This window comes from Phenylobacterium sp., assembly GCF_004299445.1.
Classification (GTDB): domain Bacteria; phylum Pseudomonadota; class Alphaproteobacteria; order Caulobacterales; family Caulobacteraceae; genus Phenylobacterium.
The window spans coordinates 82349-107868 of the sequence record NZ_SCTC01000022.1 but is presented as its reverse complement, the minus strand read 5'-3'; the positions used below and the strand labels follow the sequence as shown (position 1 = coordinate 107868).

Genomic DNA, 25520 nt, shown 5'->3' with positions numbered 1-25520 from the left:
CTGCTGAGCCAAACACGGCCAATCGTTCCGCTGAGCCTGAGGCTCGCCCCCTCCACCAGTCGCTCTCCGCTGCGCTCGGCGACTGGTCCCCCTCCCGCCGCTTCGCGGGGGAGGTAAGGGAGTGCGATCGGGTCCAACGCGGAGCTTGCGTCCGGCGCTGCGCCGCCCTCTCCCGGCCTCTCCCACAGCGCTTCGTGCTTGGGAGAGGAGCTCCGGTCACGTTCTTCGGGTGGCGGTTCGTCGGCTACGGCTGGGCGTTGAGGCGGTAGCCGACGCCGGGGACGGACGCGATCCGCGCTCCGCCCAGCTTGTGGCGGAGCTGGCCGATGTAGACCCGCAGGTACTGGACGTCGGCGCTCTCGCTGCCCCACACGGCGCGCAGCAGGTCGGCGTGGCGGACCGGCCGGTCCAGCTGGAGGGCGAGCTCGCACAGCAGGTCGTATTCCTTGGGCGAGAGGCTGACGGGATTGCCGGCCCGGCTGACCGTGCGCATCCCCAGGTCGATGACCAGGTCGCCCGCCGTCACGACAGGCTCGGCGCCGCGGGCCTGGACGCCGTGCCTCAGGGCGGCCCGGAGCCTCGCCAGCAGTTCGTCGACGCCGAAGGGTTTGGCGACATAGTCGTCCGCGCCCAGGTCCAGGGCCTCGACCTTCACCGCCTCTGCGTCCCTGGCCGAGAGCACCACGATCGGCGTCGTGCCCCGCGCGCGCAGGTCGCGGATGACGGTCAGGCCATCGCGGTCGGGCAGGCCCAGGTCCAGCAGGATCACATCCGGCGCATAGTGGTTGAACCAGCGCAGGCCCTCGGCCGCGGTGCGGGCCGATACGGGCCGATAGCCGGCGGCCTTTAGCGTCGCCGTCAGCGCATTGTTGAGGTGCGCGTCGTCCTCGATCACCAGCACGGTCGCCGGATCGCCGGTCATGGGGCGGGCGCCGTCAGCCGGACGGCGGCGCCGCCGTCCTCGCGGTTCCGCGCTGTCGCGTCACCGCCCATGGCGCGAAGGAAGGCGCGGGCCAGCGCCAGGCCCAGACCCGTTCCGGGCGCACGGCCGTCGCCGGCCTCGCCGCGGACGAAGCGCGCGAACAGCGCATCGGGATCGGGTCCGAAGCCTGGACCGCGGTCGCTCACCTCGACCCAGCCCTGATCATCCGCGCGGCCCGCGGCGATCTCGATGTCGCCTTCCGGGGCATACTTGGCCGCGTTGGCGAGCACATTCGCCAGGGCCGTCTCGAACAGCGCCGGATCAACCTGCAGCGTGACGCCGGGCGCGACCCGATTGAGGACCGTCCGCCCCCGCAGCACGCCCGCCGCCCGCGTCAGGGCCGTCTCCACCAGGTCGGCGGCGTCGCAGGCCTCGCGACGGTCGCCCAGCGCGCCGGATTCGACCCGGTTCATGTCGAGCAGATTGTCCACCATCCCGGCCAACCGGGAGGTCTCGGCCTCGGCGCCGGCCAGCAGTTCGGCGCGGGCCTGGTCGTCGTGCTGGCCGCCGAACCGCTGCAGGCTCTGCAGGGTGAAGAGGATGGTCGAGAGCGGCGTCCGGAGATCGTGAGAGACCGCGGCCACCAGGTCGCTCTTCAGTTGCTCGCCGGCGACCGCGACCTGGTTCGCCATCGCCTGTGCGGCATAGGCCTCGCGATCCAGCGCCACGCCCAGATAGCCCAGCACCGTCTCCACCAGACGCTCCGGCTGAAGGGGCCGCCCGGCGTCGAGCCGCGACAGCGCGACGCCCAGAACCGCCTGCCGCCGCAGGGGCGTCTTCAGGGGCCAGAAGTCGAAGCTGGACTCGCCCACGGGATAGGCGCCGCCGCGTGTGGCCAGACCCGCCGCCGCCGCCCAGCGCGCCGCGTCCAGGTCGGCCGGCGCGAGCGCTTCGCCATCCGAGGCGCCGCCCCTCAGCTCATCGCCGTCGACGAGGAGGACGCAGGCCCGCGTGTGGAACATCCGGGCCAGGGCGTCGGCGCACCGGCGCGCCAGGCCCTCGGGACTGCGCTCGGCCATGAGGTCACGGGCGAGCTCGCGCACCGCCGCGGCCCGGTCGGCCGCCTCGACCGCCTCCTGGGTCCGGCGCCGGGCCTGCGCCGCGACGGCGCTCACCGCGACCGCGACGAGGAGCAGGAGCACCAGGGCCAGCACGTCGCCCGAGTCGGTGACCCTGAGCGTGTGGCGCGGCTCCAGGAGGAAGAAGTTGTACGCCAGCACCCCCAGGCCCGCGGCGCTCAAGGCCGGTCCGGTTCCGAAGCGGATCGCGCTCAGCACGACGGGCAGGACGAACAGCAGCGACAGGTTCGGAACCCGCACGGCCGCCTCGAGCCACAGCGCCAGCGCCGTGGCGGCGGCGACAAGGCCGGCGGCGACGGCATAGCCGAGACCGGGGCTGGGGGTTCGCGCGGGTTGCGTTTCGACGGCAAGGCTCATGGCCAGGCCCCTTCAGGACTTCGCCCTCAGAAATGCGATCCGGTGGCCCGGCTGCAAGCGCTTCCGACGTTCGCGCCCCGCAACCACATGGGATCTTTATGTGGCCCGGCGCGAGAAGGCGGCTCCGCTCACACTGAGGGCTCCATGTCCGGCATCACCGCCCCCGACGAGACGCCGACCGCGCCTCCCAGCCTCAAGACCTTCCTCGCGCTGGCCCTCGGTTCGGCGGGCGTGGTGTACGGGGACATCGGGACCAGCCCGCTCTACGCCTTCAAGGAATCGATCTCGCACCTGCGCGGCCCCGGCGGCGCGCTCGCGCCCGCCGACGTGACCGGCGTCGTCTCGCTGATGTTCTGGGCGCTGATGGTGATCGTCACGCTGAAGTACGTGCTGATCCTCATGCGCTTCGACAATCGCGGCGAAGGCGGGACGCTGTCGCTGATGGCCCTGGTCCAGCGCGCCGGAGGCCGTGGCGCCGGTCTGGTCATGCTGATCGGCATGCTGGGCGCCGGGCTCTTCCTCGGCGACGCGATGCTGACGCCGGCGGTCTCGGTGCTGTCGGCGGTGGAGGGCCTTCGCATCATCGACGGACTCTCTGGGCGGATCGATCCCTTCATCGTTCCGATCGCGCTGGCCGTCATCGTCGCCCTCTTCGCCGTGCAGCGGCGCGGCACTGGCGGCGTGGGCCGCTGGTTCGGGCCCGTCTGCGTCGTGTGGTTCGTGGTGCTGGCGGTCCTCGGCGTCAGGTCTATCGTCGAGGCGCCGGAGATCCTCTGGGCGCTCGATCCCTCGCGCGGCTTCGAGGTCTTGCGGGGGCACCCCGGACTGGCCGCGCTGATCCTGGGCTCGGTGTTTCTCACCGTCACGGGCGCCGAGGCGCTGTACGCCGACATGGGCCACTTCGGGCGCAAGCCGATCAACGCGACCTGGTTCGCGCTCGTCTTCCCCTGCCTGACGCTCAACTACCTGGGTCAGGGCGCGCTGGTGCTGAGCGACGCCGAGGCCGCCGAGAGCCCGTTCTTCCTGCTGGCGCCGGAGTGGTTCCAGCTTCCGCTCGTGGCGCTCGCGACCGCCGCCACCGTGATCGCCAGCCAGGCCGTGATCTCGGGCGCCTTCTCGCTGACTCAGCAGGCGGTCCAGCTCGGGCTGCTGCCGCGCCTGACGCTCAGGCCCACGTCCGAGCATCACGCGGGCCAGATCTATGCGCCGCAGGTCAACTGGATCCTGCTCCTGGGCGTCACCGCCCTGGTGCTCGGCTTCGGTTCGTCCAGCGGACTGGCCAGCGCCTACGGCATCTCGGTGGTCGGCGCGATGATCACCTCGTCGATCCTCGCCGTCGTCGCGATCCACCGGCTGCACAAGCGGTCGATTCTGGTGTCGCTGCTGGTGTTCCTGCCGTTCCTGCTGGTCGAGGCCGGCTTCCTCGCCGCCAACCTGATGAAGGTGGCGCACGGCGGATACATCCCCCTGCTGATGGCCGCCGGGCTGATCTTCGTGATGTGGACGTGGACGCGCGGCCGCGCCCGCCTCGCGCGCGCCGAACAGAGCGACCTGGACGTCGCCGACGTGGCGGCGATGCTCAAGGCCCGTCCGCCGATGCGGGCGAGAGGGACCGCGGTCTTCCTCGCCGCCGACCCGGGCAAGGTTCCCAGCTCGCTGCTGCACAACCTGAAGCACAACCAGGTCCTGCACGAACGGGTGGTGCTGCTGACGGTGAAGACCGTTCGGCGGCCGCGGGTCTCGGACGCCGATCGGGTGGAGATCCACGAGCCCGCGCCGGGCTTCACCGCTCTGACGCTCACCTTCGGCTACATGGAGACGCCGGACGTGACGCGCGGGCTCGCGCTGGCCCGCGCCAGGGGGCTGAAGTTCGACATCATGAAGACATCGTTCTTCGTCAGCCGGCGCAGCCTCGTCCTTCGTCCCCGCAAGGGCCTCGCCCAGGTCCAGGACCGGCTCTTCGCCTACCTGCTGCGCAACTCGGAGCGCGCCGCCGACTACTTCCGCGTGCCGCCGTCCCGGGTCGTCGAACTGGGGGCGCAGGTGTCCATCTAGGGGCGCTCAGCCCTTCAGCGGCACGCCCTTGGTGGTGAACTTGGTCCCCGGGTGGCGGTTGGGGCGGCGGGGGCCATTGCCGCCGCCGGGCTGGTGCGCCGGGATCAGCTGGTCCGGCCTCGGGCCGATCAGGTCGGCGCGGCCCATGGCGCGCAGGGCGTCGCGCAGGATCGGCCAGTTCTCGGGGTCGTGGTAGCGCAGGAAGGCCTTGTGGAGGCGGCGCTGGCGCAGGCCCTTGACCACCTCGACCTTCTCGCTGGCGCCGTGGCGCACACCCTTCAGCGGGTTGACGCCCGAGTGGTACATGGCCGTGGCGGTGGCCATCGGCGAGGGCAGGAACGTCTGCACCTGGTCGGCGCGGAAGCCGTTCTTCTTCAGCCAGATCGCGAGGTTCATCATGTCCTCGTCGGTCGTGCCAGGGTGGGCGGCGATGAAGTACGGGATCAGGTGGTACTTCTTGCCCGCCTTCTTGGCGGCGGCGTCGAACATCTCCTTGAAGCGGTCGTAGCTGCCGATGCCCGGCTTCATCATCTTGTCGAGCGGGCCGTTCTCGGTGTGCTCGGGCGCGATCTTCAGCAGGCCGCCGACGTGGTGGGTGACCAGCTCCTCGACGTATTCCGGGCTGGTGACGGCCAGGTCGTAGCGGACGCCCGAGGCCACCAGCGCCTTCTTGACCCCCTTCACCTCGCGGACCTTGCGATAGAGCCGGATCAGGTCGTCGTGGCTGGTGTTCAGGTTGGGGCAGATGTCGGGGAACACGCAGGACGGAAGGCGGCAGGCCTTCTCGATCTTGGGGTCCTTGCAGGCCATCCGGTACATGTTGGCGGTGGGGCCGCCGATGTCGGAGATCACGCCGGTGAAGCCCGGGGTCTTGTCGCGGATCTGCTCGATCTCCTTGAGGATCGAGGCCTCAGAGCGGCTCTGGATGATCCGGCCCTCGTGCTCGGTGATCGAGCAGAACGTGCAGCCGCCGAAACAGCCGCGCATGATCGTCACCGAGAACCGGATCATGTCCCAGGCGGGGATCTTGGCGTCGCCGTACGACGGGTGCGGGGCCCGGGCGTAGGGCAGGTCGTAGACCGCGTCCATCTCCTCGGTGGTGAGCGGGATCGGCGGCGGGTTCAGCCAGATGTCGCGGTCGCCGTGGCGCTGGACGAGGGGGCGCGCGTTGCCGGGATTGCTCTCGCGGTGGAGCACGCGGGAGGCCCGCGCGTAGGCCTCGGAGTCGGCCTCGACCTGTTCGTAGGACGGCAGTCGGATGACCACGTCGCCGGGCTTGCGGGCGGCGCCCTCGTCGGAGGAATCGAGGTCGTCGGCCGGCAGCTCGGCGTAGTGCTCGGGGACCTTGCGGAAGAGGGCGACGCCGCGGACGTCGGCCAGGTCGCGCGGGGCCTCGCCGGCGGCCAGCCGGTTGGCCACCTCGATCACCGCCCGCTCGGCGTTGCCGTAGAGCAGCAGGTCGGCCTTGGCGTCGGCCAGGACCGAGCGGCGGATCTTCTCGGACCAGTAGTCGAAGTGGGCGATGCGGCGCAGCGACGCCTCGATGCCGCCCAGGATGATGGGAACGTCCTTGTAGGCTTCGCGGCAGCGCTGAGCGTAGACCAGGGTGCAGCGGTCGGGCCGCTTTCCGCCCTCGCCGCCGGGGGTGTAGGCGTCGTCGCTGCGGATCCGGCGGTCGGCCGTGTAGCGGTTGACCATCGAGTCCATGTTGCCGCCGGTGACGCCGAAGAAGACGCGGGGGCGGCCCAGCGCCTTGAACGGCTCTGCGGATTGCCAGTCGGGTTGGGCGATGATGCCGACGCGGTGGCCCTGGGCCTCCAGCAGGCGGCCGATGATCGCCATGCCGAAGCTGGGATGGTCGACATAGGCGTCGCCGGTCACCAGGACGATGTCGCAGGCGTCCCAGCCCAGGACATCCATCTCGGCGCGGCTCATCGGCAGGAACGGCGCGGGCGGGCGCGTCCGGTGGGAAGTCCCGGAAATCAGGGGGGTTTCGGGAGGAACTTCCATGGCGGCCGACGGATAGGCTCAAGGCGCCCGGAACACAACCGGCCAGACAGCCTCACCGCGGCCGAAATTAGGGCTTCGGCGGGTACTTCTTCGCCGCATCCTCCCAGCGGAAAGGCAGGACGTCGGGCGTGACGGCGATCTCGGTGGTGACCTTCAGGGGATAGCGGCCGCCGCTGTCGAAGGTGACCTCGATGAAGTAGGCGGTGTAGCCGGCCGTCGGGGGCTTTGGTCTTGCCGCATAGGTCAGGTCGGCGCGGACCGGCACCGCGGCGCTGGTGTAGGCGGCGCCGATCGTGTCCATCCGGAAGTCGCGGGCCCTGGGATTGGTGGCCTGCCAGAGGCGGACCTCCTTCGGCGGGATGCTGGGCTTCACCACCAGCGTGCCGTCCGGCTGCTTCGTCCACGTGATGGTCGGGCGGTCGCGGCCGCTGATCACCGCGTCGTAGAAGGCGATCAGGGTGTCCTGGGCGTCGGAGCCCGCCAGGTTGTGCCGCGTGTTGGGCACATAGCGAATGTGTTTTTCCTCCGGGATGCCGGCCCAGTAGAACTGGGAATTGTCGGGGAGGAAGAACTGGTCGCCCGAGGCGTTGATCAGCATCTTCGGCATCTTCAGCGCGGCGCGGTGTCGGTAGTTGTAGGGGTCCTCGATCGCCAGGACGGCCTGGTACTCGGGCGTGCCGATCTTGCCCGGGAAAAGGCCGTGCTCGACGTAGTCGTCCAGGGCCGAGGAAAAGAAGCCCATGGCCTCGAAGTGGTGCTTTGTAATCGCCTCGCTGTTCAGCGCGTCGATCACCAGCGGGATCAGGGCCACGACCCGGGGGTCCACGGCGGCCACCAGCCAGGCCGTCCAGCCGCGCTTCGAGGCGCCGGTGACGACGAACCGTTCCACCTTGGTGCGACCGCCGGCGTCGGTGGCGAGGAAGGCCTGCACGGCGTCCATCGCGCGGACGCCGCTCTTCACCATGGCCAGGCGGACCAGCCAGGTGTCGTCCTTCGTGGAGAAGTGCTTCACCCGCGTGTAGGCGATGATGTCGTCCTCGACCCTGGGCTTATCGGGGCTGTCGGTGAACCGCAGCGGCTGGTTGGGGACCATGGCCAGCTCGGCGACGACGGTGTGGGTCTCGGTGGCGATGCGCATCGCGCGCTCCGAGGCCTTGGCGGGCGCGGGGTCGTTGTTGTCGCCCTGCCAGATGATCAGCATGCCCGTGGCGCCGCGCACCTCCTTCGGCTTCACGATGGTGAGCCAGTGTTTCCAGACCGGCTTGTCCACGTCCGCGGCGGTGCGCCAGCTCTGCGACGTGAGTTCCAGGACGTAGGTGGTGGCCTGGCCCTCGTCGACCGTGCGGATCAGCGTCCAGCCAAAGGCCGGGTCGGGCGCGTGGACATAGGCGTCGAGCGCGTTCGGCTGGGCGGCCGCCGGCGCCGCCGCGATCAGGAGCAGTCCCAGGGCCAGAGCCCGTAGCCATGCCGCCATCGCCAGCCTCCCCTGCCGATCCGTCCGCGCGGACCTGCCACAGGGGTATCCCAGACCGCGGGGGTTGCGAAGCCGAACCTAGAGCTTGGGCGCGATGTAGCCGCGGACGTTTTCGTCGATGGCCTGAGCGATGGCGAGGGTCTTGGCGTCGCCGCCGATCGGGCCGATGAGCTGGGCGCCGACCGGCAGGCCCGATGCCGTCAGCCCGGCGGGCACCGCCGTCGCAGGAAGGTGCAGGGCCGTGGCGGGCGCGATCCAGGTGAGGATCGAGTTGTAGGGGATCGCCTTGCCCGTCGACAGTTTGAGCTCGCGGCGCTGGAAGGGGCGCTTGTCGTGCGGGAAGGCCGGGACCGGGGTGATGGGCGCCAGGATCGCGTCCCAATCGCCGAGGGTCTCGACCATCTCGTGGCGAAGGCGGGCCCGAACGGCGTCGGCGGCCAGCCACTCGCGGTGGCGGGCAGTGTAGGCCATGGCCATGGCGGCGTTGGACAGAGGCCCCGCGCCGCGCTTGATGGCGCCCTTGGCGAAGAACCGCAGCCGCTCCATGCCGCGGATGAAGCCGGGCGGCATGTCCTCGCCCAGCACGCCGCCCAGCAGCGTCTGGTAGGCGAACAGCAGCGCGCGCATGTCGACAGGGCTGGCGATCGGCTCGACCGTGGCGCCGGCGGCGCGCAGCTCGTTCGCGAAGGCCTCCAGGGTGGCGCGGACCTCCGGATCGAGCGGACACTCGGGGTCGTCGAGCCAGAGGCCGATCTTGGTTTCCTTGAGGTCCGCGGGCGGGGCCTTGGGGGCCAGCGGGCCGTCCTCGAGGATCGACAGCAACAGGCGCAGATCGCGGGCCGAGCGGGCCATGGGTCCCACGACGTTGAGGTCGCGCTCAGCGTACGAGCCCGGGTGCGGCGGGACGTGCCCGCGCTGCGAGACCATGCCCCAGGTGGGCTTGTGGCTGAAGACGCCGCAGAAGCCTGCGGGCACCCGCAGCGAGCCGCCGATGTCGGAGCCGATCTCCAGCGGCGTGACCCGGGCGGCCAGGGCGGCCGCCGCGCCGCCGGACGAGCCGCCGGGCGTGCGGGTGGGATCCCACGGATTGTTGGTGGGTCCGTAAAGCGGGTTGGTCGACTGCCAGTCGCCGGCCATGACGGGCACGTTGGTCTTGCCCCAGATCACTGCGCCGGCGTGACGGGCGTGGGAGACGGCGACCGCGTCTTCCGTCTGGCGGCGGCGCAGCTGGGCGATCCCGGACGACGCGGCCATGCCCGCCACGTCGAAGGTGTCCTTGACGGTCATGGGCAGGCCCGAGAGCGGGCCCAGGGTCTCGCCGCGGGCGCGGGCGTCGTCCAGGGCGCGGGCCCGCTCCAGGGCGCGCTCGGGGTCGGCGGCGACGACGGCGTTCAGAGTGGCGTGGGTCTCTGCGTGGCGGGCCAGCGAGGCCTTCAGCAGCTCGACCGCCGAGATACGCTTTTCGCGGAGCGCCGCCAGCTGGGCGGTGGCGTCCTGGTCGAGGACATCGCGCGCCATCGTCAGGCGTCCTTCATGCCCAGCACATCCTGCATGTCGTAGAGGCCGGGCGGCTTGTCCGCCACCCAGCGGGCGGCGGCTACGGCGCCCCGGGCGAACAGGCCGCGGTCGCGGCCCGAGTGGCTGAGGGTGAGGATCTCTTCCTCGCCGGCGAAGATGACGCTGTGCTCGCCGACAATGCCGCCGCCGCGCACGACCGAGAAGCCGATCTCGCCCGACGGCCGGGCGCCGGTGATGCCGTCGCGGGCGCGGCGCTCCACCTGGCTGAGCCGGACGCCGCGGCCCCTGGCGGCGGCCTCGCCCAGCATGAAGGCGGTGCCCGATGGGGCGTCGACCTTGTGGCGGTGGTGAGCCTCGAACACCTCGATGTCGAACAGGTCGGCCGGCAGCGCGCGGGCCGCCTGGGCCACCAGGCCCATCAGCAGGTTCACGCCCAGGGAGTAGTTGCCCGCGAAGACGATGGGATTGCGCGCGGCGGCCTGCGCGATCGCGGCGCGTTCGGCGTCGGACGCGCCGGTGGCGCCGATCACCAGGGCCACCGGCTTGCCGGCGGCCTGGGCCGTAAGGGCGACCGAGGCGGCGGGGGTGGTGAAGTCGATGACCACCTGGGCGGCGTCCAACGCCTCGGCGGCCGAGACCAGGCCGTCGCCTTCCGCGCCGGGACGATCGAAGCGAGCGACGAGGGCCAGCGCGGGATCGGCGCGGACGACCTTCTCGACCGCCTGCCCCATGCGGCCCAGAGCGCCGGCGATGGCGATGCGGATCGGGTCGGACAAGGCGGCGGTCTCCAGCGTGCTGCGCTTAGGTCGCGCGTGGCGAAGGTCGGGTCAACCTTCCCTGGCGCTGAACACGCCTCGGGCCGCGGGTCTGAATCGAAGCAGCCCGCACCGGTTCGCGATGCGGGCTGCTCGATACGCGGAGCTATGAAGGCTCAGGCCGCGGCCAGATCCCTGCGACGGCTGCGCAGCATGGCGCCGGCGGCGCCGAAGCCCAGGATCATCAGCGCCCAGGCGCCGGGCTCGGGAACGGCCGTGTTCTCGATCGGCCAGCCGATGGCGAAGGTCTGGCGCATCGGGTTCCGGGACTGGTCGGTGATCGTATAGACGCGGTCGTTGGCGTCGGCGAGGCTGGTGTAATTGCCGCTCACGTAGTCGCTGAAGTAGGTCTGATACTGCAGGAACTGCGAGGCGTTGAGGTTGTTGCTCTTCACCGTGACGACGCGGTCGGGGTTGGCCACCTGCCAGATCGCCGCCTGGATCGCCGCCGTGCGCATCGCGGTGTCGTAGTCATTCGGCTGTGCCTGGTGCAGCAGCCAGCCGGTGTCGACCAGGTTGGTCAGGTCGTCGATCTGCGCCGCGTTCAGCTGGTTGGCGGGCGCGTTCGGGCCGTAGTTCGTGAACAGCGGCTGGCCGGCGTCGCCGTAGGTCGACGTGTACGTGTAGTTCAGCGTCGTGTTGATGTACATGCTATGGTAGATGTCGATGCAGAAGCCATAGATGTAGTAATCGCTGGCGTCGAAGGCCGGGCTGTACCCGTTGTCGTTCACGCGGAACGTCACGCCGTTCGAATAGACGTTGCCGAGGCCCGAGATGTTGGCCTGGAACGTCGTGTTCATCGTAGCGTATTCGAGATAGATGTTCTGCACCGCCGCCGCGGGCGTCGCCATCGTCGCGACCGTGGCCGCCGCGGCGAACGCCGCCAGCATCTTCGTCTGGATCTTCACCCCAACCCCCTGAAATTCCCGGCGCTCATCATCGACGACGCCCCAGCGCACACCCCCGTGGCGCCAGTCCTCATTGGCCGTAGTTCAGGGTGCATTGCAAAACGACTCTCCCCTAAGGCGAGCGGCGATTGGCGGAACGTCGCGGTCAATTCTCGCGCGCGTCGCGGCTGAGATCGTGAAGCTCGGAGATGCGGGCGACGTAGACGTCCTCGACGGCCCAGGGCGCTTCGCGGGCGGCGGCCGCGCGGGCCTGGACCCAGCGGGTCTGCTGGCGGCGCAGCGCCGAGGCGGGCACCCCGGCGGCCTCGGCGTCGCGATAGGCCTGCTGCAGCTGGCGGTCGCGGGCTGCCAGACGGCGATCGGCGCAGACCAGGGCCTCACCGGGATCCGCCGCCGCGCAACGGTCGGCGCGGGCGACGCGCATGGGCCCTTCGCCGCGTGGCGCGATGCGGCGCGGCGTGGGCGGGACGGTCCTGGGAGGCGAGGTCTTGGCGACCTTGGCCTTGGTCATCGTGGGCTTCGCCTTCCGGGCGGGCTCGGCCTTTGCCTTCTGGATCCTGGCTTTTTCCGCCGTCGCCTTCTGGAGCTTCGCCTTCTGGAGCCGCGCCGCCTCGGCCTTGGCGGCGACCTTGACGACCTTGGCCTTCGCCGGCCTGGCCTTCGCATCGGCCTGCTGGATGGGTTTCTTGCGGCCGGCCGCGGCCTTGGCGAGCGACTTTTCCGGCTTGGCGACGACGGTCCGCCTGGGGGGGCTGGCTTCGGCGCGGGCCCTGGGTTTCGGCTCGGCCCTGGCGAGCTTGACGGCTTTCGCGGGTTTGGCCTGCGCAGGCTCGGGGGCGGCGCCGGCGACGCGGGTCGGGGGCGCGGGCCTGGCCTTCGGCCTGGCGACGACCGTCTCGACGGCCTTCGGCGCAGGCGGCGGCTCGCGCCTGACGGCGAGCTTCGGCCCGGCGAGGGCGGGATTCGGGGCCGGCGCGACCACGGCGTCCACGCGCACCAGACCGGCGGCGCCGGCGGCGAGCGGCTCGACCGGGATCAGGCGGGCGACGGCGCGGGCGCGGTCCGCGGGCGTCACATCGGCCGGCAGCACCTCGAGCAGGGGGCCGGCCGGGGCTGGGCGGTCATCGACCACCACCTGCAGCGTGGGCGGCGCCGGCTTCGCCACGGCGAGCTGCGGAGGCGCGGGCGACGTCGGCCGGGCCCACAGCCCCAGGCCGACGCCCAGCACGCAGGCGCCGAACGCGCCCGCGATGACGAACCGGCTCGGGCGAAACGGACTGGCGAGCGGCGGCGGCTCGGTTGCGGTCGTAGGCGGTGGGGGCAGAGAGTCCTGCGCCATGAAAGAACCCTTGTACGAACGGGTCCCTCGACGCACATGGCAGAGCTAAGTGAACGCGCACGCGCGTTCGACGACGCCCCAACCCCGAACTCTCTCCCACGTTCAATTTGAGGCCAAATCGTGCCCACGACAATCCCCACCCTGGAGACAGAACGCCTCATCCTGCGGGCGCCAGAGCCGGCGGATTTCGAGCCCTGGGCGGCCTTCTGCGCCGACCCCGAGGCCGCCGAATTCCTGGGGGGAGCGCAAGAGCGCCCCGGCGCCTGGCGGATCATGTCGACCATGGCCGGCGCCTGGCTGAGCCGCGGCTTCTCGATGTTCTCGGTGGTGGAGAAGTCGTCCGGCCGGTGGGTGGGCCGCGTAGGGCCCTGGCAGCCCGAGGGCTGGCCGGGCACCGAGGTGGGCTGGGGCATCGCGCGCGAGTTCTGGGGCCGGGGCTATGCGCCCGAGGCCGCCGAGGCGTCCATCGACTGGGCGTTCGACACCCTGGGCTGGACCGAGGTGATCCACACCATCGAGGCGCCGAATGTGAAGTCGCAGCAGGTGGCGCGGCGCCTGGGCTCGCGAATCCTGCGCCAGGCGGTGCTCCCGGCCCCGTTGAACGTGGCCGTCGACTGCTGGGGCCAGAGCCGCGAGGAGTGGCGGGCGCGGAAACGCTAGCGTTCTCCTCTCCCTCTCCGCTTCGCCGGGGAGAGGAGGCCGACTTCAGATCCAGCCCTTGTCGCGCAGTTTGCCGGCATAGGTGCGGCTGACCGGAACTTCAGAGCCATCCCTGAGGGTCAGCGTGGCCCGGCCGTCGCCGCGCCGGGCGTCGGCGATGGCGTCGCGGGCGACCCACCAGGAGCGGTGGACCTGGGCCCCCTCGATGCCCTCCAGCTCGGAGACCGCGTCGGCCAGGCGCATCAGGATCAGGTCCTGGCCCTTGGAGGTGTGCAGGCGCAGATAGTGGTCCTCGGCTTCGACCGCCCAGACCTCGGCGCCGCGCAGCTTGAGAGGCAGGCGCTCCAGGAATTTCACCGGCGCCGGCGCATCGACACCCGCCACGCCGCTGCGGTTCTCGATCAGCACGTTGATGGTCGTGATCGCCAGAGAGACCAGCAACACCGGCCCAAACAGGATCGGCAGCGTGCTGAGCGGCGCGTTGGAGTTGAAGATCGTCCGCGAGGCCGCCCACACCACGACGGTGAACGGCCCCGACATGACCAGGGACGCGACGATGGCGTCCAGCCAGATGTTGCCGGTGCGCCCGCGGCCGCCGTTGAAGAAGTAGCGCGCGACGAAGGCGCCCCAGAGGTAGCCCAGGAACATCAGGCCCATCCAGTAGGCCAGCCGCAGGCTCAGCGGCGCATCGTCGGTGCCGAACGCGCCCGAGAAGGTGAGGAACAGGCCGGACACCACGGCGACGACGGCGCCCCGGATCCAGCCGCGGAGCTCCTCGTAGGGGCCCAGGCGCAGGAAAATCGTCTTCATCGGCCTGCCGCTCGCGAAGCGTGAACGGCGCGGCGCGGTCGTTCGCGTAGCTCCGCCGTCATCCGACGCATCCGCGCTCGCACCGTTTCCAGACCGCCGTCATGTCCTGGCTCAACGGGCCGCGGACCGCCGCGCCACCCTTACGAAGCTGGAGATAAAGGATGTCGTCTGTTTCGCAAACGCCGGGCCGCGTGACGGTCAACGCCCCGACGAGGTTCGCGCTGTCCATGGTCGTGGTCGCCGTGATCGTGGGCGCCTCGCTGAGCGGCGCCTGGGGCGCGGTGGCGCGGATGGCCATGTCGGCCCGCCTGCATGCGCCCGACATGGCGCTGTTCGAGACGCTGTCGCCCGCGATCAAGATCCACCTGCTGACGGCGCTGGCCGCGCTGGTCCTGGGCGCGGCGCTGATGGTCGTGCGCAAGGGCCGGACCTTCCACCGCGTGGCGGGCTGGGCGTGGGTGGCGCTGGTGGCGACGACGGCGGGCGCCACGCTGTTCATCACCAGCCTGAACCACGGCGCATGGTCGATCCTGCACCTGTTCACCGGCTGGGTGCTGCTGACCCTGCCGCTGGCGGTGATCTGGGCCAAGCGCCACGCCGTGCAGCGGCACCGCAAGACGATGATGGGCCTGTTCTACGGCGGGTTCGCGATCAACCTGTTCATCGCCCTGATCCCCGGCCGGACCCTGTGGATGATGTTCCTGGGCTGAACCCAAGCCTGCGCCCGCCGCGGGCCCATTCGGCCGGGACTGCGGCGGGCGGCCTTGTTGGGGGCTGCTCTCTATCGGTGAGCACAGACGTTCCGTCACGTGAACTTCGTGCGCGTGAGGGGCGTTTCTGCCCCTCACGCGGTTGTCATCGCAGGGGCCGGCGCCTATAAGCCCGCACACTCGCCGCAGGGGCGAGCCTCCCTGACAGCCGCCCCCAAGGCCTCATGAACATCCACGAACACCAAGCTAAAGCCGTCCTCGCGGAGTTCGGCGTCGCGGTTCCGCGCGGACATGCCGCGTTCACGGTCGACGAAGCGGTCCAGGCCGCAGAGAAACTGGGCGGACCGGTGTTCGTCGTGAAGTCGCAGATCCACGCCGGCGGGCGCGGCAAGGGCCGCTTCGAGGGCCTGGGCCCCGACGCCAAGGGCGGGGTTCGCGTCGTCAAGACGGTGGCCGACGTGAAGGCCAACGCCGAGGAGATGCTGGGCCGCACGCTGGTGACCATCCAGACCGGGCCCAAGGGCAAGCAGGTGAACCGCCTCTACATCGAGGAAGGCGCCGCCATCGCCAAGGAATTCTACCTGTCGCTGCTGGTGGACCGCGAAACGAGCCGGGTCTCGGTCGTGGCCTCCACCGAAGGCGGCATGAGCATCGAGGACGTGGCGCACGAGACGCCCGAGAAGATCGTCACCTTCTCGATCGACCCGGCCACCGGCGTGTGGGGCCACCATGGCCGCACGCTGGCCAATGCGCTGGGCCTGAAGGGCGGCCTGGCCAAGGAAGCCGCCACCCTGCTCGGCCAGCTCTACGAGGCCTTCGTGGCCAAGGACATGAGCATGCTGGAGATCAACCCGCTGATCGTCACCGAGGACGAGCACCTGCGGGTCCTGGACGCCAAGATCAGCTTCGACAGCAATGCCCTGTTCCGCCACAAGGACATCCAGGCGCTGCGCGACGAGACCGAAGAGGACCCGAAGGAGATCGAGGCCTCGAAGTACGACCTCAGCTACATCGCCCTCGACGGCGAGATCGGCTGCATGGTCAACGGCGCCGGCCTGGCCATGGCCACCATGGACATCATCAAGCTGTACGGCGCCGAGCCGGCCAACTTCCTGGACGTGGGCGGCGGCGCCGACGAAGCCAAGGTGACGGCGGCCTTCAAGATCATCATCGCCGACCCGAACGTGAAGGGCATCCTGGTCAACATCTTCGGCGGCATCGCCCGCTGCGATATCCTGGCCCAGGGCGTCGTCGCCGCGGTGAAGCAGGTGGGTCTGAAGGTGCCGCTGGTCGTGCGCCTTGAGGGCACCAACGCCGAGCTGGGCAAGAAGATCATCAACGAGAGCGGCCTGAACGTCATCGCCGCCAACGACCTCTCGGACGGCGCCGAGAAAATCGTCAAGGCCGTGCGGGGCGCTGCGTAAGACATGTCGATCCTGATCAACAAGAACACCCGCGTCATCTGCCAGGGCATCACCGGCGCGCAGGGCACCTTCCACTCGGAACAGGCCATCGCCTACGGGACGAAGATGGTCGGCGGCGTCACGCCGGGTAAGGGCGGGACCACCCACATCGGCTTGCCGGTGTTCGACACCGTGGCCGGCGCGGTGAAGGAAACCGGCGCCGACGCCAGCGTGATCTATGTGCCGCCGGCGTTCGCCGCGGACTCGATCCTGGAAGCCATCGACGCCGAGGTGCCGCTGATCGTCTGCATCACCGAGGGCATCCCGGTGGCCGACATGGTCAAGGTGAAGCGCTCGCTGAGCGGCTCGAAATCCAGGCTGATCGGGCCCAACTGCCCGGGCGTCCTGACGCCGGATGAGTGCAAAATCGGCATCATGCCGGGGAACATCTTCAAGCGCGGCTCGGTGGGGGTGCTTTCGCGCTCCGGGACGCTTACCTATGAGGCCGTGTTCCAGACCACTCAGGCAGGGCTCGGCCAATCCACGGCCGTCGGCATCGGCGGGGATCCCGTCAAGGGCACCGAGTTCATCGAGGTGCTCGACTTGTTCCTGAAGGACCCCGAGACGGAGTCGATCATCATGATCGGCGAGATCGGCGGTTCGGCCGAGGAAGACGCCGCCGAGTTCCTGAAGAACCACGCCGTCAAGAAGCCGATGGTGGGCTTCATCGCCGGTCGTACGGCGCCTCCGGGCCGCCGCATGGGCCACGCCGGCGCGATCATCTCGGGCGGCAAGGGCGGCGCGGAAGACAAGATCGCGGCGATGGAGGCGGCGGGCATCCGCGTGTCGCCGTCGCCGGCGGCGCTGGGCACCACGCTGGTCGAGGTGCTGAAGGGTAACTAGCTGTTTTCACGACGGTCGGGGCTGGCCGACGTGGTAAACGGTTAATCAATACGGGGTATGGGCATGCGGGATCCCTCGCGTGCCTGGGGGGCAAAACTTAGGTATTGGGCGGTCCGCGCTCGGCTCCTTCTTCCGAAGTCCGTGGGCCCGCCCCCATAAGGCGGACGAAATGGCGGACGACGCAGGCCTGATCAACGAAGTTCTGGCCGAAACCTCTTTCCTCTACGGCGGCAACGCGGCCTTTGTGGAGGATCTCTACGCGAAGTGGGAGGCGAACCCCGCCTCGGTCGAGCCCTCGTGGCAGGCCTTCTTCGCCTCGCTGGGCGAGAGCGGCGCGGCCGCCAAGCCCCAGTGGGTGAAGCCCGCCGCTCCGGCCCCGCGTCCCGACTGGATGAGCGCGATCGACGGCATGTGGCCCGCGGTCGAGGCCAAGCTGGCCAAGGGCGTAGAGGCCCGCAAGCCCGGCGTCAGCCAGGACGAGGTCCGCGCCGCCACGCTGGATTCGCTGCGCGCGATCATGATGATCCGGGCCTACCGGATGCGCGGCCACCTGAAGGCCAACCTGGATCCGCTGGGCATCGCGACCACGCCGGGCGATGCGTCCGAGCTCGAGCCCGCCAGCTACGGCTTCTCGGAGGCCGACTTCGACCGTCCGATCTTCCTGGACTACGTGCTGGGCCTGGAGACCGCGACGATCCGCGAGATCCTGGCGATCCTGCGCCGCACCTACTGCGGCAACGTCGGCGTGCAGTACATGCACGTGTCGAATCCCAAGGAAAAGGCCTGGCTGCAGGAGCGGATCGAGGGCCGCGACAAGGAGATCACCTTCACCAAGGAGGGCAAGGTCGCCATCCTGAAGAAGCTGATCGAGACGCAGGGCTTCGAGGCCTTCCTCCATCGCCGGTTCCCCGGCACCAAGCGCTTCGGCCTGGACGGCGGCGAGGCGATGGTCCCGGCGCTGGAGCAGATGATCAAGCGCGGCGGCGCGATGGGGGTGAAGGACATCGTCATCGGAATGCCGCACCGGGGCCGCCTGAACGTGCTGGCCGCGGTGATGGGCAAGCCCTACCACATCATCTTCCACGAATTCCAAGGCGGCTCGTCGCTGCCCAGCGACGTCCAGGGTTCGGGCGACGTGAAGTACCACCTGGGCGCCAGCTCGGACCGCGACTTCGACGGCAACAGCGTCCACCTGTCGCTGACCGCCAACCCCAGCCACCTGGAAATCGTGAACCCGGTGGTGATCGGGAAGGTGCGCGCCAAGCAGGCGTTCACGCTGCGCGAACAGCCCGACGCCGGCCGCGGCCACGTGCTGCCGCTGCTGCTGCACGGCGATGCGGCGTTCGCCGGCCAGGGCGTGGTGTCGGAGTGCTTCGCGCTGTCGGGCCTGCGCGGCTACGGCGTCGGCGGGACCATGCACTTCGTGGTCAACAACCAGATCGGCTTCACCACCAGCCCCAAGAACAGCCGCAGTTCGCCCTACCCGACGGATGTGGCGCTGGCGGTCGAGACCCCGATCTTCCACGTCAACGGCGACGATCCCGAGGCCGTGACCTTCGCGGCCAAGGTGGCGACCGAGTACCGCCAGCTGTTCGGCAAGGACGTGGTGGTCGACATGTTCTGCTACCGGCGCTTCGGTCACAACGAGGGGGATGACCCCACGATGACCCAGCCGCTGATGTACGCGAAGATCAAGAACCACCCCTCGGTGCGCGATCTTTATGCGGCGCGCCTGATCGGCGAGGGCGTCTGCACCCAGGCCGATGTCGACGGCTGGATCGCCGAGTTCGACAAGTTCCTCGACGCCGAGTTCGAGGCCGGCCGCAACTATGCCGCCAACAAAGCCGACTGGCTGGACGGCAAGTGGTCGAGCGTGAAGCTGGCCTCGGGCGACGAGCGTTACGCCACCGGCGCGCCCAAGCAGAAGCTGCTGGACCTGGGCCGCAAGCTGACCTCGATCCCGAGCACGGTCGCGGTCCACAAGACGGTCGAGCGCGTGATCGCCGCCCGCCGCGAGGCGATCGAGAGCGGTGAGAACATCGACTGGGCGACGGCGGAATCGCTGGCCTTCGCGACCCTGCTGGACCAGGGCTACCCGGTGCGCCTGTCGGGCCAGGACAGCGTGCGCGGCACGTTCAGCCAGCGCCACTCGGGCATCATCGACCAGAAGACCGAGGAGGTTTACTTCCCCCTCCGCAACCTGGGTCCGAACCAGGCCCACTTCGAGGTGCTGGATTCGGCGCTGTCGGAAGAGGCGGTGCTGGGCTTCGAGTACGGGTTCTCGCTGACCGACCCCGACACGCTGACCATGTGGGAAGGCCAGTTCGGCGACTTCGTGAACGGCGCCCAGGTGGTGATCGACCAGTTCATCAGCTCGGGCGAGCGCAAGTGGCTGCGGATGAGCGGCCTCGTCATGCTGCTGCCGCACGGCTACGAGGGCCAGGGTCCCGAGCACAGCTCGGCGCGCCTCGAGCGCTTCCTGCAGCTGTGCGCGGAAGACAACATGCAGGTCGTCAACTGCACGACGCCCGCCAACTACTTCCACGTCCTGCGCCGCCAGCTGCTGCGCGAGTTCCGCAAGCCGCTGGTCGTGATGACGCCCAAGTCGCTGCTGCGCCACAAGCGGGCGGTGTCGAACCTGTCGGACCTGGTGACGGGCACCGGCTTCCACCGGGTGATGATCGACGGGGCCGAGGCCGACTGCGAGGTCGGCGGCGTGACGCTGCGCCCGGACGCGGAGATCAAGCGGGTCATCCTCTGCTCGGGCAAGGTCTACTTCGACCTGGTGGAGCAGCGCGCCAAGACCTGCCGCGACGACGTCTACATCCTGCGCCTGGAGCAGTTCTATCCGTGGCCGCTGAAGTCGCTGAGCAACGAGCTGAAGCGCTTCAAGAACGCCGAGCTGGTCTGGTGCCAGGAGGAGCCCAAGAACATGGGCGGCTGGCAGTTCGTCGACCCCTGGCTGGAGCTGACGCTGGAGCGCCTGAGCATCAAGGCCAAGCGCGCCCGCTACGTCGGCCGCCCGGCCTCGGCCTCCACCGCCGCCGGCCTGATGAACCGCCACCTGAAGGAACTCGAGACGTTCCTGACAGAGGCGTTTGCCTAGGGTAAACCCCGCCCGTCTTTCCGAACTCTGTTTGTGTGATCCAAGGAGCGCTACCCCCCGATGGCCGACATCATGACCCCGGCTCTGGGTGAATCCGTCACCGAAGCGACCGTCGCGCGCTGGGCCAAGAAGGCCGGCGACGCGGTTCGCAAGGACGAGATCCTGGTCGAGCTCGAAACTGACAAGGTGAGCCTGGAAGTCGCCGCGCCCGCCGACGGCGTGCTGGCCGAGATCAGCGCCGAGGAAGGCGCGACGGTCGAGCCCGGCGCGGTGCTGGGCAAGATCACCGAAGGCGCTGCAGCCGCGACGGCCCCCGCTGCGGCGTCGCCCAAGACCGAGGCGCCCAAGGCCGAAGCCAAGCCCGCGCCAGCGCCCGCGCCCGCTCCGAAAGCCGCCGCCGAGCCGGTGCTGGCCCCCTCGGCGCAGCGCGTGGTCGCCGAGAACAAGCTGGACGCCGCCGCGATCCCGGGCACCGGCAAGGACGGCCGCGTGACCAAGGGCGACGCGCTGGCGGCGCTGGAAGCCCGGGCGAAGGCCCCCGCCGCGCCGGCCGCGCCCGCCGCCCCGCGCGCTATCCACGAGCGCGAAGAGCGCGTGAAGATGACCCGCCTGCGCCAGACGATCGCGCGCCGGTTGAAGGAAGCCCAGAACAGCGCCGCCATGCTGACCACCTTCAACGAGGTGGACATGTCGGGCGTCATGGCGCTGCGCAACCAGTACAAGGACGTGTTCGAGAAGAAGCACGGCGTGAAGCTGGGCTTCATGTCCTTCTTCGTGAAGGCGGTGACCCACGCGCTGAAGCAGGTGCCGGACGTCAACGCCGAGATCGACGGCACGGACATCATCTACAAGAACCACTACGACATCTCGGTGGCCGTCGGCACCGACAAGGGCCTGGTCACGCCGGTCGTCCGCGACGCCGACATGATGGGCCTGGCCGAGATCGAGAAGGAGATCGGCGCCCTCGGAAAGAAGGCCCGCGACGGCCAGCTTTCCATGGAAGACCTCCAGGGCGGCACGTTCACGATCTCGAACGGCGGCATCTACGGGTCGCTGATGTCGACGCCGATCCTGAATCCGCCGCAGTCGGGCATCCTGGGCATGCACAAGATCCAGGAGCGGCCGATGGTCGTGAACGGCCAGATCGTGGTGCGGCCGATGATGTACCTGGCCCTGAGCTACGATCACCGGATCGTCGACGGCAAGGGCGCCGTCACGTTCCTGGTCCATGTGAAGGACGCCATCGAAGACCCGCAACGCCTGTTGCTGGACGTCTGATCCCGGCCTCGGCAGACTGGCGGCCAGCATGCCGCTGGTCGCCGTCGCCCATTTCATCGACCTCCCGGAAGCCCAGGTGGCGGCCTCGGCGCTGCACGCGTCGGGCATCGACGCGGTCGTGCAGAACGAGGTGGTGGGCCAGAGCTTCTACCATCTGCAACGTGCGTTCGGCGGCTTCCGCATCCTGGTCCCGGAAGAGGACGCCGCCGACGCCCGCGCCTTCGTCGCCGCTGGCCGGTCAGAACCGCGCCCGCCGCCTGAACCCGGCGTCCCGCCGCCGCGCACGCGCACCGCGGTCGGCATGTTCCTGGCGCTGTTCCTGGGCTGACCGCAGCCGCGGCGTCTTGACGCTCCTGGCCCCCGATTTCCGAGGCTTCGAAGGCGAAGCACGCCTGAGGCAAGCGACACGAGACGGGCTTGCCTAACGTCGTTTCCCAGAATTCACAGAAAATTCAGCGTGCGAGTGAAATGGTCCCGGGTCGAGACTTGGGGGGATGCATGAACGCGCCGATCGTGGGAGCCAGGGCCTGGGCGCCAGATGTCGCCGTGACGCTGGACGTGCTCGCGGCCGAGATCGAGTTGTCGGCGGCGCGCTGCATCTTCCTGGACCGCCTCATCGGCGAAGTGATGGAAGGCCTGCCCGAGGCCGACCGCGCCCGGATGGTGCAAGGTCTGCATGCGGTGGACCTGCTGTCCCAGCACCTGACCGGCCTGTCGGCGTTCGCGCGGGGCGTCAGCGCCGCCGCGCCGCCGGGGCTGGGCGTGCCGGTGGACGCCGCGATCTCCGAGATCACCCTGGGTGCGCTGGCCGAGCGGTTGACCGCCGGCCTGGGCGGCGCAAACGATGACGCGGGCGACGAGCCCGACGACGGCGACGTGGACCTGTTCTAGGAGCGCGCCGCACATGCATTTCGACGGACGCGGAAGCAAGATCATGGTCGTCGATCATGATCGCACCACCCTGGAGATGGTCCAGATCCGGCTGGACGTGGCGGGATTCCACCCGCTGGCCGCCCGGAGCAGCCTGGCCGCGCTGGAGGCGCTGAAATCCAGCCGGCCCGACGCGGTGATCCTGGAACGCAACATGCCGGTGCTGGATGGTCTGGCGTTGCTGCGCGAGATGGCGTCGCTGCCGGGCCGGCAGATGCCGCCGGTGCTGCTGGTGGGCCGCAACATCGCCGCCGAGGATGTCCGCATCGGCGTCCAGCTGGGCGTGCGCGACGTGCTGGCGAAGCCCTACAGCGGCGCCGCGGTGCTGGAGCGCCTGACGCGGATGCTGAAGAAGGGCGCGATGGCTCAGCCATCGGCGCCCGCCGCCGCCCAGGCCCTGGGCGATCCCCGCCAGCAGGTCTATCTGAACTGCTGAGGCGTATCGGCGATCCTTGCCGGCTCATCTGACGCTTTCGAGGCTTCAAGGCCGGCGAATGGGCGCAAGGCACATTTGTCTTGTGCGCATCCTTCAAACCGGACTCCACTTTTGCGGGGCGCGCACTAGGTTGCGCGCCCATCTGAGGCTTAGGCAGCACCATGGCTGACACCATCACCTACGACGTCGTCATCATCGGGGGCGGTCCCGGCGGCTACAACGCGGCGATCCGCGCGGGCCAGCTGGGGCTCAAGGCCGCCTGCGTCGAGAAGCGCGTCACCCTGGGCGGCACCTGCCTGAACGTCGGCTGCATGCCCTCGAAGGCGTTGCTGCACGCCTCGGAGATGTTCGCCGCCGCCAGCGGCGAGTTCGCCCACCTCGGCATCGAGGTCCAGCCCAAGCTGAACCTGCCGCAGATGATGAAGCAGAAGGGCGAGTCCGTGACAGCCCTGACCAAGGGGATCGAGTTCCTCTTCAAGAAGAACAAGGTGGACTGGGTGAAGGGCGCGGGCCGGATCGCCGGCGCGGGCAAGGTCGAGGTGACCGGCGAGGACGGCAAGGTCACGACGCTGGAGGCCAAGAACATCGTCATCGCCACGGGCTCGGAGCCTTCGAGCCTGCCGGGGGTCGCGGTCGACCAGCAGCGGATCCTGGACTCGACGGGCGCCCTGTCGTTGGCCGAAGTGCCGAAGCATCTGGTGGTGATCGGCGCCGGCATCATCGGCCTGGAACTGGGCTCGGTCTGGCGCCGCCTGGGCGCCAAGGTGACGGTCGTCGAGTTCCTGGACCGCATCACGCCCGGGATGGACGCCGAACTGGCCAAGACCTTCCAGCGCGCGCTGACCAAACAGGGCATGACCTTCCAGCTGGGCGCCAAGGTGACCGGCGCGAAGACGTCGAAGAAGGGCGTCACGCTGACCTGGGAGCCCGTCGCCGGCGGCGCGTCGCAGGAGATCGAGGCCGACTACGTCCTGCTGGCCATCGGACGGCGCCCCTACACCGAGGGACTCGGGCTGGAGACTGTGGGCGTCACCCCTGATAAGCGCGGCTTCATCGAGACCGACCACCTGCAGACGTCGACGCCCGGCGTCTGGGCCATCGGCGACGTCACCTACGGGCCCATGCTGGCCCACAAGGCCGAGGAGGACGCGGTCGCCTGCATCGAGATGATCGCCGGCAAGTACGCGCACATCGACTACAACCTGGTGCCGAGCGTGGTCTACACCAGCCCCGAGGTCGCCTGGGTGGGCAAGACCGAAGAGCAGCTGAAGGCCGAGGGCCGCGCCTACAAGGCCGGGAAGTTCCCCTTCACCGCCAACAGCCGCGCCAAGATCAATCACGAGACCGAGGGCTTCGTGAAGGTTCTGGCCGACGCCGCCACCGATGAGATCCTGGGCGCGCACATGGTCGGGCCGCAGGTGTCCGAGATGATCGGCGAGTACTGCGTGGCGATGGCCTTCCGCGCCGCGTCGGAGGATGTGGCGCGCACCTGCCATCCGCATCCGACCCGCTCGGAGGCGCTGCGCCAGGCCGCGATGGGAGTCGAAGGTTGGACGATGCAGGCCTGACCGGTCCGGGCCGCCTCGTCCCGGTGGGGAGGAGGCTGAGCCTTCCGCGCCATGTCCCTCGGGCCTGACCTCACGCTCCGCCGCGCGCGGGCGGATGAGCTGGCGGCCTGCGCCGCCCTCTACGTCCGCGTCCTGCGCGACACGTTTACCTGGGTGCCGCGGGAGCGGCACCGCCCGGAGGATTTCCTGAGCGCCGCGCGCGACGAGGAGATCTATGTGGCCGTCGAGCGTGGACGGATCGTGGGCCTCGCGGCCCTCTACAGGCCGCAGATGTTTCTCCATTCGCTGTACGTCGACACCCGTGGACGCGGCGTGGGCAAGGCGCTGCTCGACCACGTGCTGGCCCAGACCGGCGGGGTTCTGGCGCTCAAGTGCCAGGCCGCCAACCTGGGCGCCCAGGCCTTCTACGACCGAGAGGGCTTCGTCTGTATCGAGGCGGGCGAGGACAACGGGGTGAAGTGGCTGCGCTACGTCCGGACCTGAATGGCGGGCCTGCCAGCCGGGTGATGCGTGATGAGGGATTGACGGGCGCCGCGTGACCGAACCTTAACTTGGCCGACGCACGGCATGGTGGCAGTTTGCTGCGGCCTCGCGATAGGGAGATCGCAATGCTCGCCATGATCGTCGCCGCGGCTGTGGCCTCGAACCCCGCCCCGCGGGTGTTCGTTGCGCCGTCCGCCGAGTCGGCGACGAGCGTGTGCAAGGCCGAGGGCCGCTACGAGATCGCCGACCCTGCGCTGCTCTATCGCGACGACGGCAAGGCCAGGCTGCGCTCGCTGGGCGACCTGCCCCGGGCCAACCATGAAAAGGCGGTGATGCGGATGATCGGGCCCTGCTCAAACCCGATGGTCGTGCGCTACGGTGTCGGTCGCTGATGAGTTTCGCAGCCTTCATCTTCGCGGCCACCGTGGTCGTCTCGGGCCCTTCGGGCGAGCCGGTCGACGCGACCGAACGCGCCCAGATCCGGTGTCGCCCCGCGCCCTATTTCGTGGCCGAGCGCGGCGAGCGCCGGAAAGCGCAGAAGTCCATCCTGACGGGCACCCGGGTGCCGATCCGCCGCGGCTGGTACGAACGCCGCGCGCGGCCTTGCCACCTGATGCACGCGCCCATGCCGCCGGGCGGCTACGGCCCCCTCAAGGTCGCCGACGAATAGTCCTCAGCCCCCTCCGCGAGGCGGGG

At 69.7% G+C, this 25520-nt stretch carries 23 protein-coding genes; 14 read left to right on the top strand and 9 right to left on the bottom strand.

Features of this window, described 5'->3' with window-relative positions; all coding sequences use genetic code 11:
* Window positions 1-244: 244 nt before the first annotated feature.
* Both EPN98_RS06460 and EPN98_RS06455 read right to left on the bottom strand, forming a co-directional pair.
* Window positions 245-922, bottom strand: a complete 678-nt coding sequence (locus EPN98_RS06460) for a response regulator transcription factor (protein WP_293361715.1) — start codon at window positions 920-922, stop codon at window positions 245-247.
* Window positions 919-2418 (bottom strand): DUF4118 domain-containing protein, encoded by a 1500-nt coding sequence (locus EPN98_RS06455; RefSeq protein ID WP_293361713.1) that lies wholly within the window; start codon window positions 2416-2418, stop codon window positions 919-921. Before EPN98_RS06455 ends, EPN98_RS06460 begins: the two co-directional genes overlap by 4 nt.
* A 144-nt stretch (window positions 2419-2562) precedes the next feature.
* Between EPN98_RS06455 and EPN98_RS06450 the strand changes: the two genes are divergently transcribed.
* Window positions 2563-4473, top strand: coding sequence for a potassium transporter Kup (locus tag EPN98_RS06450; protein WP_293361711.1), 1911 nt, complete (start codon window positions 2563-2565; stop codon window positions 4471-4473).
* Between the two features lie 6 nt (window positions 4474-4479).
* Here EPN98_RS06450 and EPN98_RS06445 read toward each other — a convergent pair whose 3' ends face one another.
* From EPN98_RS06445 to EPN98_RS06420, 6 genes are all read right to left on the bottom strand, one after another.
* On the bottom strand, window positions 4480-6408 hold the full coding sequence (locus EPN98_RS06445) for a YgiQ family radical SAM protein (RefSeq protein ID WP_293361709.1): 1929 nt from the start codon (window positions 6406-6408) through the stop codon (window positions 4480-4482).
* Between the two features lie 142 nt (window positions 6409-6550).
* The gene (locus tag EPN98_RS06440) at window positions 6551-7957 is read right to left on the bottom strand and encodes a PhoPQ-activated protein PqaA family protein (protein ID WP_293361707.1); all 1407 of its coding nucleotides are present in this window, start codon (window positions 7955-7957) and stop codon (window positions 6551-6553) included.
* Window positions 7958-8035: 78 nt separating this feature from the next.
* A complete protein-coding gene (locus tag EPN98_RS06435) occupies window positions 8036-9475 on the bottom strand; it encodes an amidase family protein (RefSeq protein WP_293361705.1) in 1440 nt (479 codons plus the stop codon).
* Window positions 9476-9477: 2 nt separating this feature from the next.
* The gene (dapB, locus tag EPN98_RS06430; RefSeq protein ID WP_293361704.1) at window positions 9478-10251 is read right to left on the bottom strand and encodes a 4-hydroxy-tetrahydrodipicolinate reductase; all 774 of its coding nucleotides are present in this window, start codon (window positions 10249-10251) and stop codon (window positions 9478-9480) included.
* Between the two features lie 155 nt (window positions 10252-10406).
* Window positions 10407-11198 (bottom strand): PEPxxWA-CTERM sorting domain-containing protein, encoded by a 792-nt coding sequence (locus EPN98_RS06425; RefSeq protein ID WP_293361677.1) that lies wholly within the window; start codon window positions 11196-11198, stop codon window positions 10407-10409.
* Between the two features lie 145 nt (window positions 11199-11343).
* Window positions 11344-12537: a hypothetical protein gene (locus EPN98_RS06420; RefSeq protein ID WP_293361675.1), complete on the bottom strand. Its 1194-nt coding sequence runs from the start codon at window positions 12535-12537 to the stop codon at window positions 11344-11346.
* Window positions 12538-12654: 117 nt separating this feature from the next.
* Here EPN98_RS06420 and EPN98_RS06415 point away from each other — a divergent pair, with 117 nt between their 5' ends.
* Window positions 12655-13197: a GNAT family N-acetyltransferase gene (locus EPN98_RS06415; protein WP_293361725.1), complete on the top strand. Its 543-nt coding sequence runs from the start codon at window positions 12655-12657 to the stop codon at window positions 13195-13197.
* Between the two features lie 45 nt (window positions 13198-13242).
* Here the strand turns inward: EPN98_RS06415 and EPN98_RS06410 are convergent, their stop codons facing one another.
* Window positions 13243-14007, bottom strand: a complete 765-nt coding sequence (locus EPN98_RS06410; RefSeq protein ID WP_293361673.1) for a LytTR family DNA-binding domain-containing protein — start codon at window positions 14005-14007, stop codon at window positions 13243-13245.
* A gap of 161 nt (window positions 14008-14168) precedes the next feature.
* Here EPN98_RS06410 and EPN98_RS06405 point away from each other — a divergent pair, with 161 nt between their 5' ends.
* The 12 genes from EPN98_RS06405 (at window position 14169) to EPN98_RS06350 (ending at window position 25494) form a co-directional block, all read left to right on the top strand.
* On the top strand, window positions 14169-14717 hold the full coding sequence (locus EPN98_RS06405; protein ID WP_293361670.1) for a hypothetical protein: 549 nt from the start codon (window positions 14169-14171) through the stop codon (window positions 14715-14717).
* Between the two features lie 224 nt (window positions 14718-14941).
* On the top strand, window positions 14942-16141 hold the full coding sequence (gene sucC, locus EPN98_RS06400; RefSeq protein ID WP_293361668.1) for an ADP-forming succinate--CoA ligase subunit beta: 1200 nt from the start codon (window positions 14942-14944) through the stop codon (window positions 16139-16141).
* 3 nt (window positions 16142-16144) lie between these two features.
* Entirely contained in the window at window positions 16145-17023 is an 879-nt protein-coding gene (gene sucD, locus EPN98_RS06395) for a succinate--CoA ligase subunit alpha (RefSeq protein WP_293361666.1), read from the top strand.
* A 169-nt stretch (window positions 17024-17192) separates the two neighbouring features.
* On the top strand, window positions 17193-20129 hold the full coding sequence (locus EPN98_RS06390; protein WP_293361665.1) for a 2-oxoglutarate dehydrogenase E1 component: 2937 nt from the start codon (window positions 17193-17195) through the stop codon (window positions 20127-20129).
* A 60-nt stretch (window positions 20130-20189) separates the two neighbouring features.
* Window positions 20190-21407 (top strand): 2-oxoglutarate dehydrogenase complex dihydrolipoyllysine-residue succinyltransferase, encoded by a 1218-nt coding sequence (gene odhB, locus EPN98_RS06385; protein ID WP_293361663.1) that lies wholly within the window; start codon window positions 20190-20192, stop codon window positions 21405-21407.
* 28 nt (window positions 21408-21435) lie between these two features.
* Entirely contained in the window at window positions 21436-21735 is a 300-nt protein-coding gene (locus EPN98_RS06380) for a DUF2007 domain-containing protein (RefSeq protein WP_293361661.1), read from the top strand.
* A gap of 170 nt (window positions 21736-21905) precedes the next feature.
* The gene (locus EPN98_RS06375; RefSeq protein ID WP_293361659.1) at window positions 21906-22298 is read left to right on the top strand and encodes a hypothetical protein; all 393 of its coding nucleotides are present in this window, start codon (window positions 21906-21908) and stop codon (window positions 22296-22298) included.
* A 13-nt stretch (window positions 22299-22311) separates the two neighbouring features.
* Window positions 22312-22773 carry a response regulator gene (locus tag EPN98_RS06370; protein ID WP_293361657.1) on the top strand — a complete coding sequence of 154 codons (462 nt, stop codon included), beginning with the start codon at window positions 22312-22314 and terminating at the stop codon, window positions 22771-22773.
* Between the two features lie 161 nt (window positions 22774-22934).
* Window positions 22935-24341 carry a dihydrolipoyl dehydrogenase gene (gene lpdA / locus EPN98_RS06365; RefSeq protein WP_293361655.1) on the top strand — a complete coding sequence of 469 codons (1407 nt, stop codon included), beginning with the start codon at window positions 22935-22937 and terminating at the stop codon, window positions 24339-24341.
* A 51-nt stretch (window positions 24342-24392) separates the two neighbouring features.
* Window positions 24393-24824: a GNAT family N-acetyltransferase gene (locus EPN98_RS06360; protein WP_293361653.1), complete on the top strand. Its 432-nt coding sequence runs from the start codon at window positions 24393-24395 to the stop codon at window positions 24822-24824.
* Between the two features lie 125 nt (window positions 24825-24949).
* Window positions 24950-25216, top strand: a complete 267-nt coding sequence (locus EPN98_RS06355; RefSeq protein ID WP_293361651.1) for a hypothetical protein — start codon at window positions 24950-24952, stop codon at window positions 25214-25216.
* A complete protein-coding gene (locus EPN98_RS06350) occupies window positions 25216-25494 on the top strand; it encodes a hypothetical protein (RefSeq protein WP_293361649.1) in 279 nt (92 codons plus the stop codon). Before EPN98_RS06355 ends, EPN98_RS06350 begins: the two co-directional genes overlap by 1 nt.
* Window positions 25495-25520 lie beyond the last annotated feature (26 nt).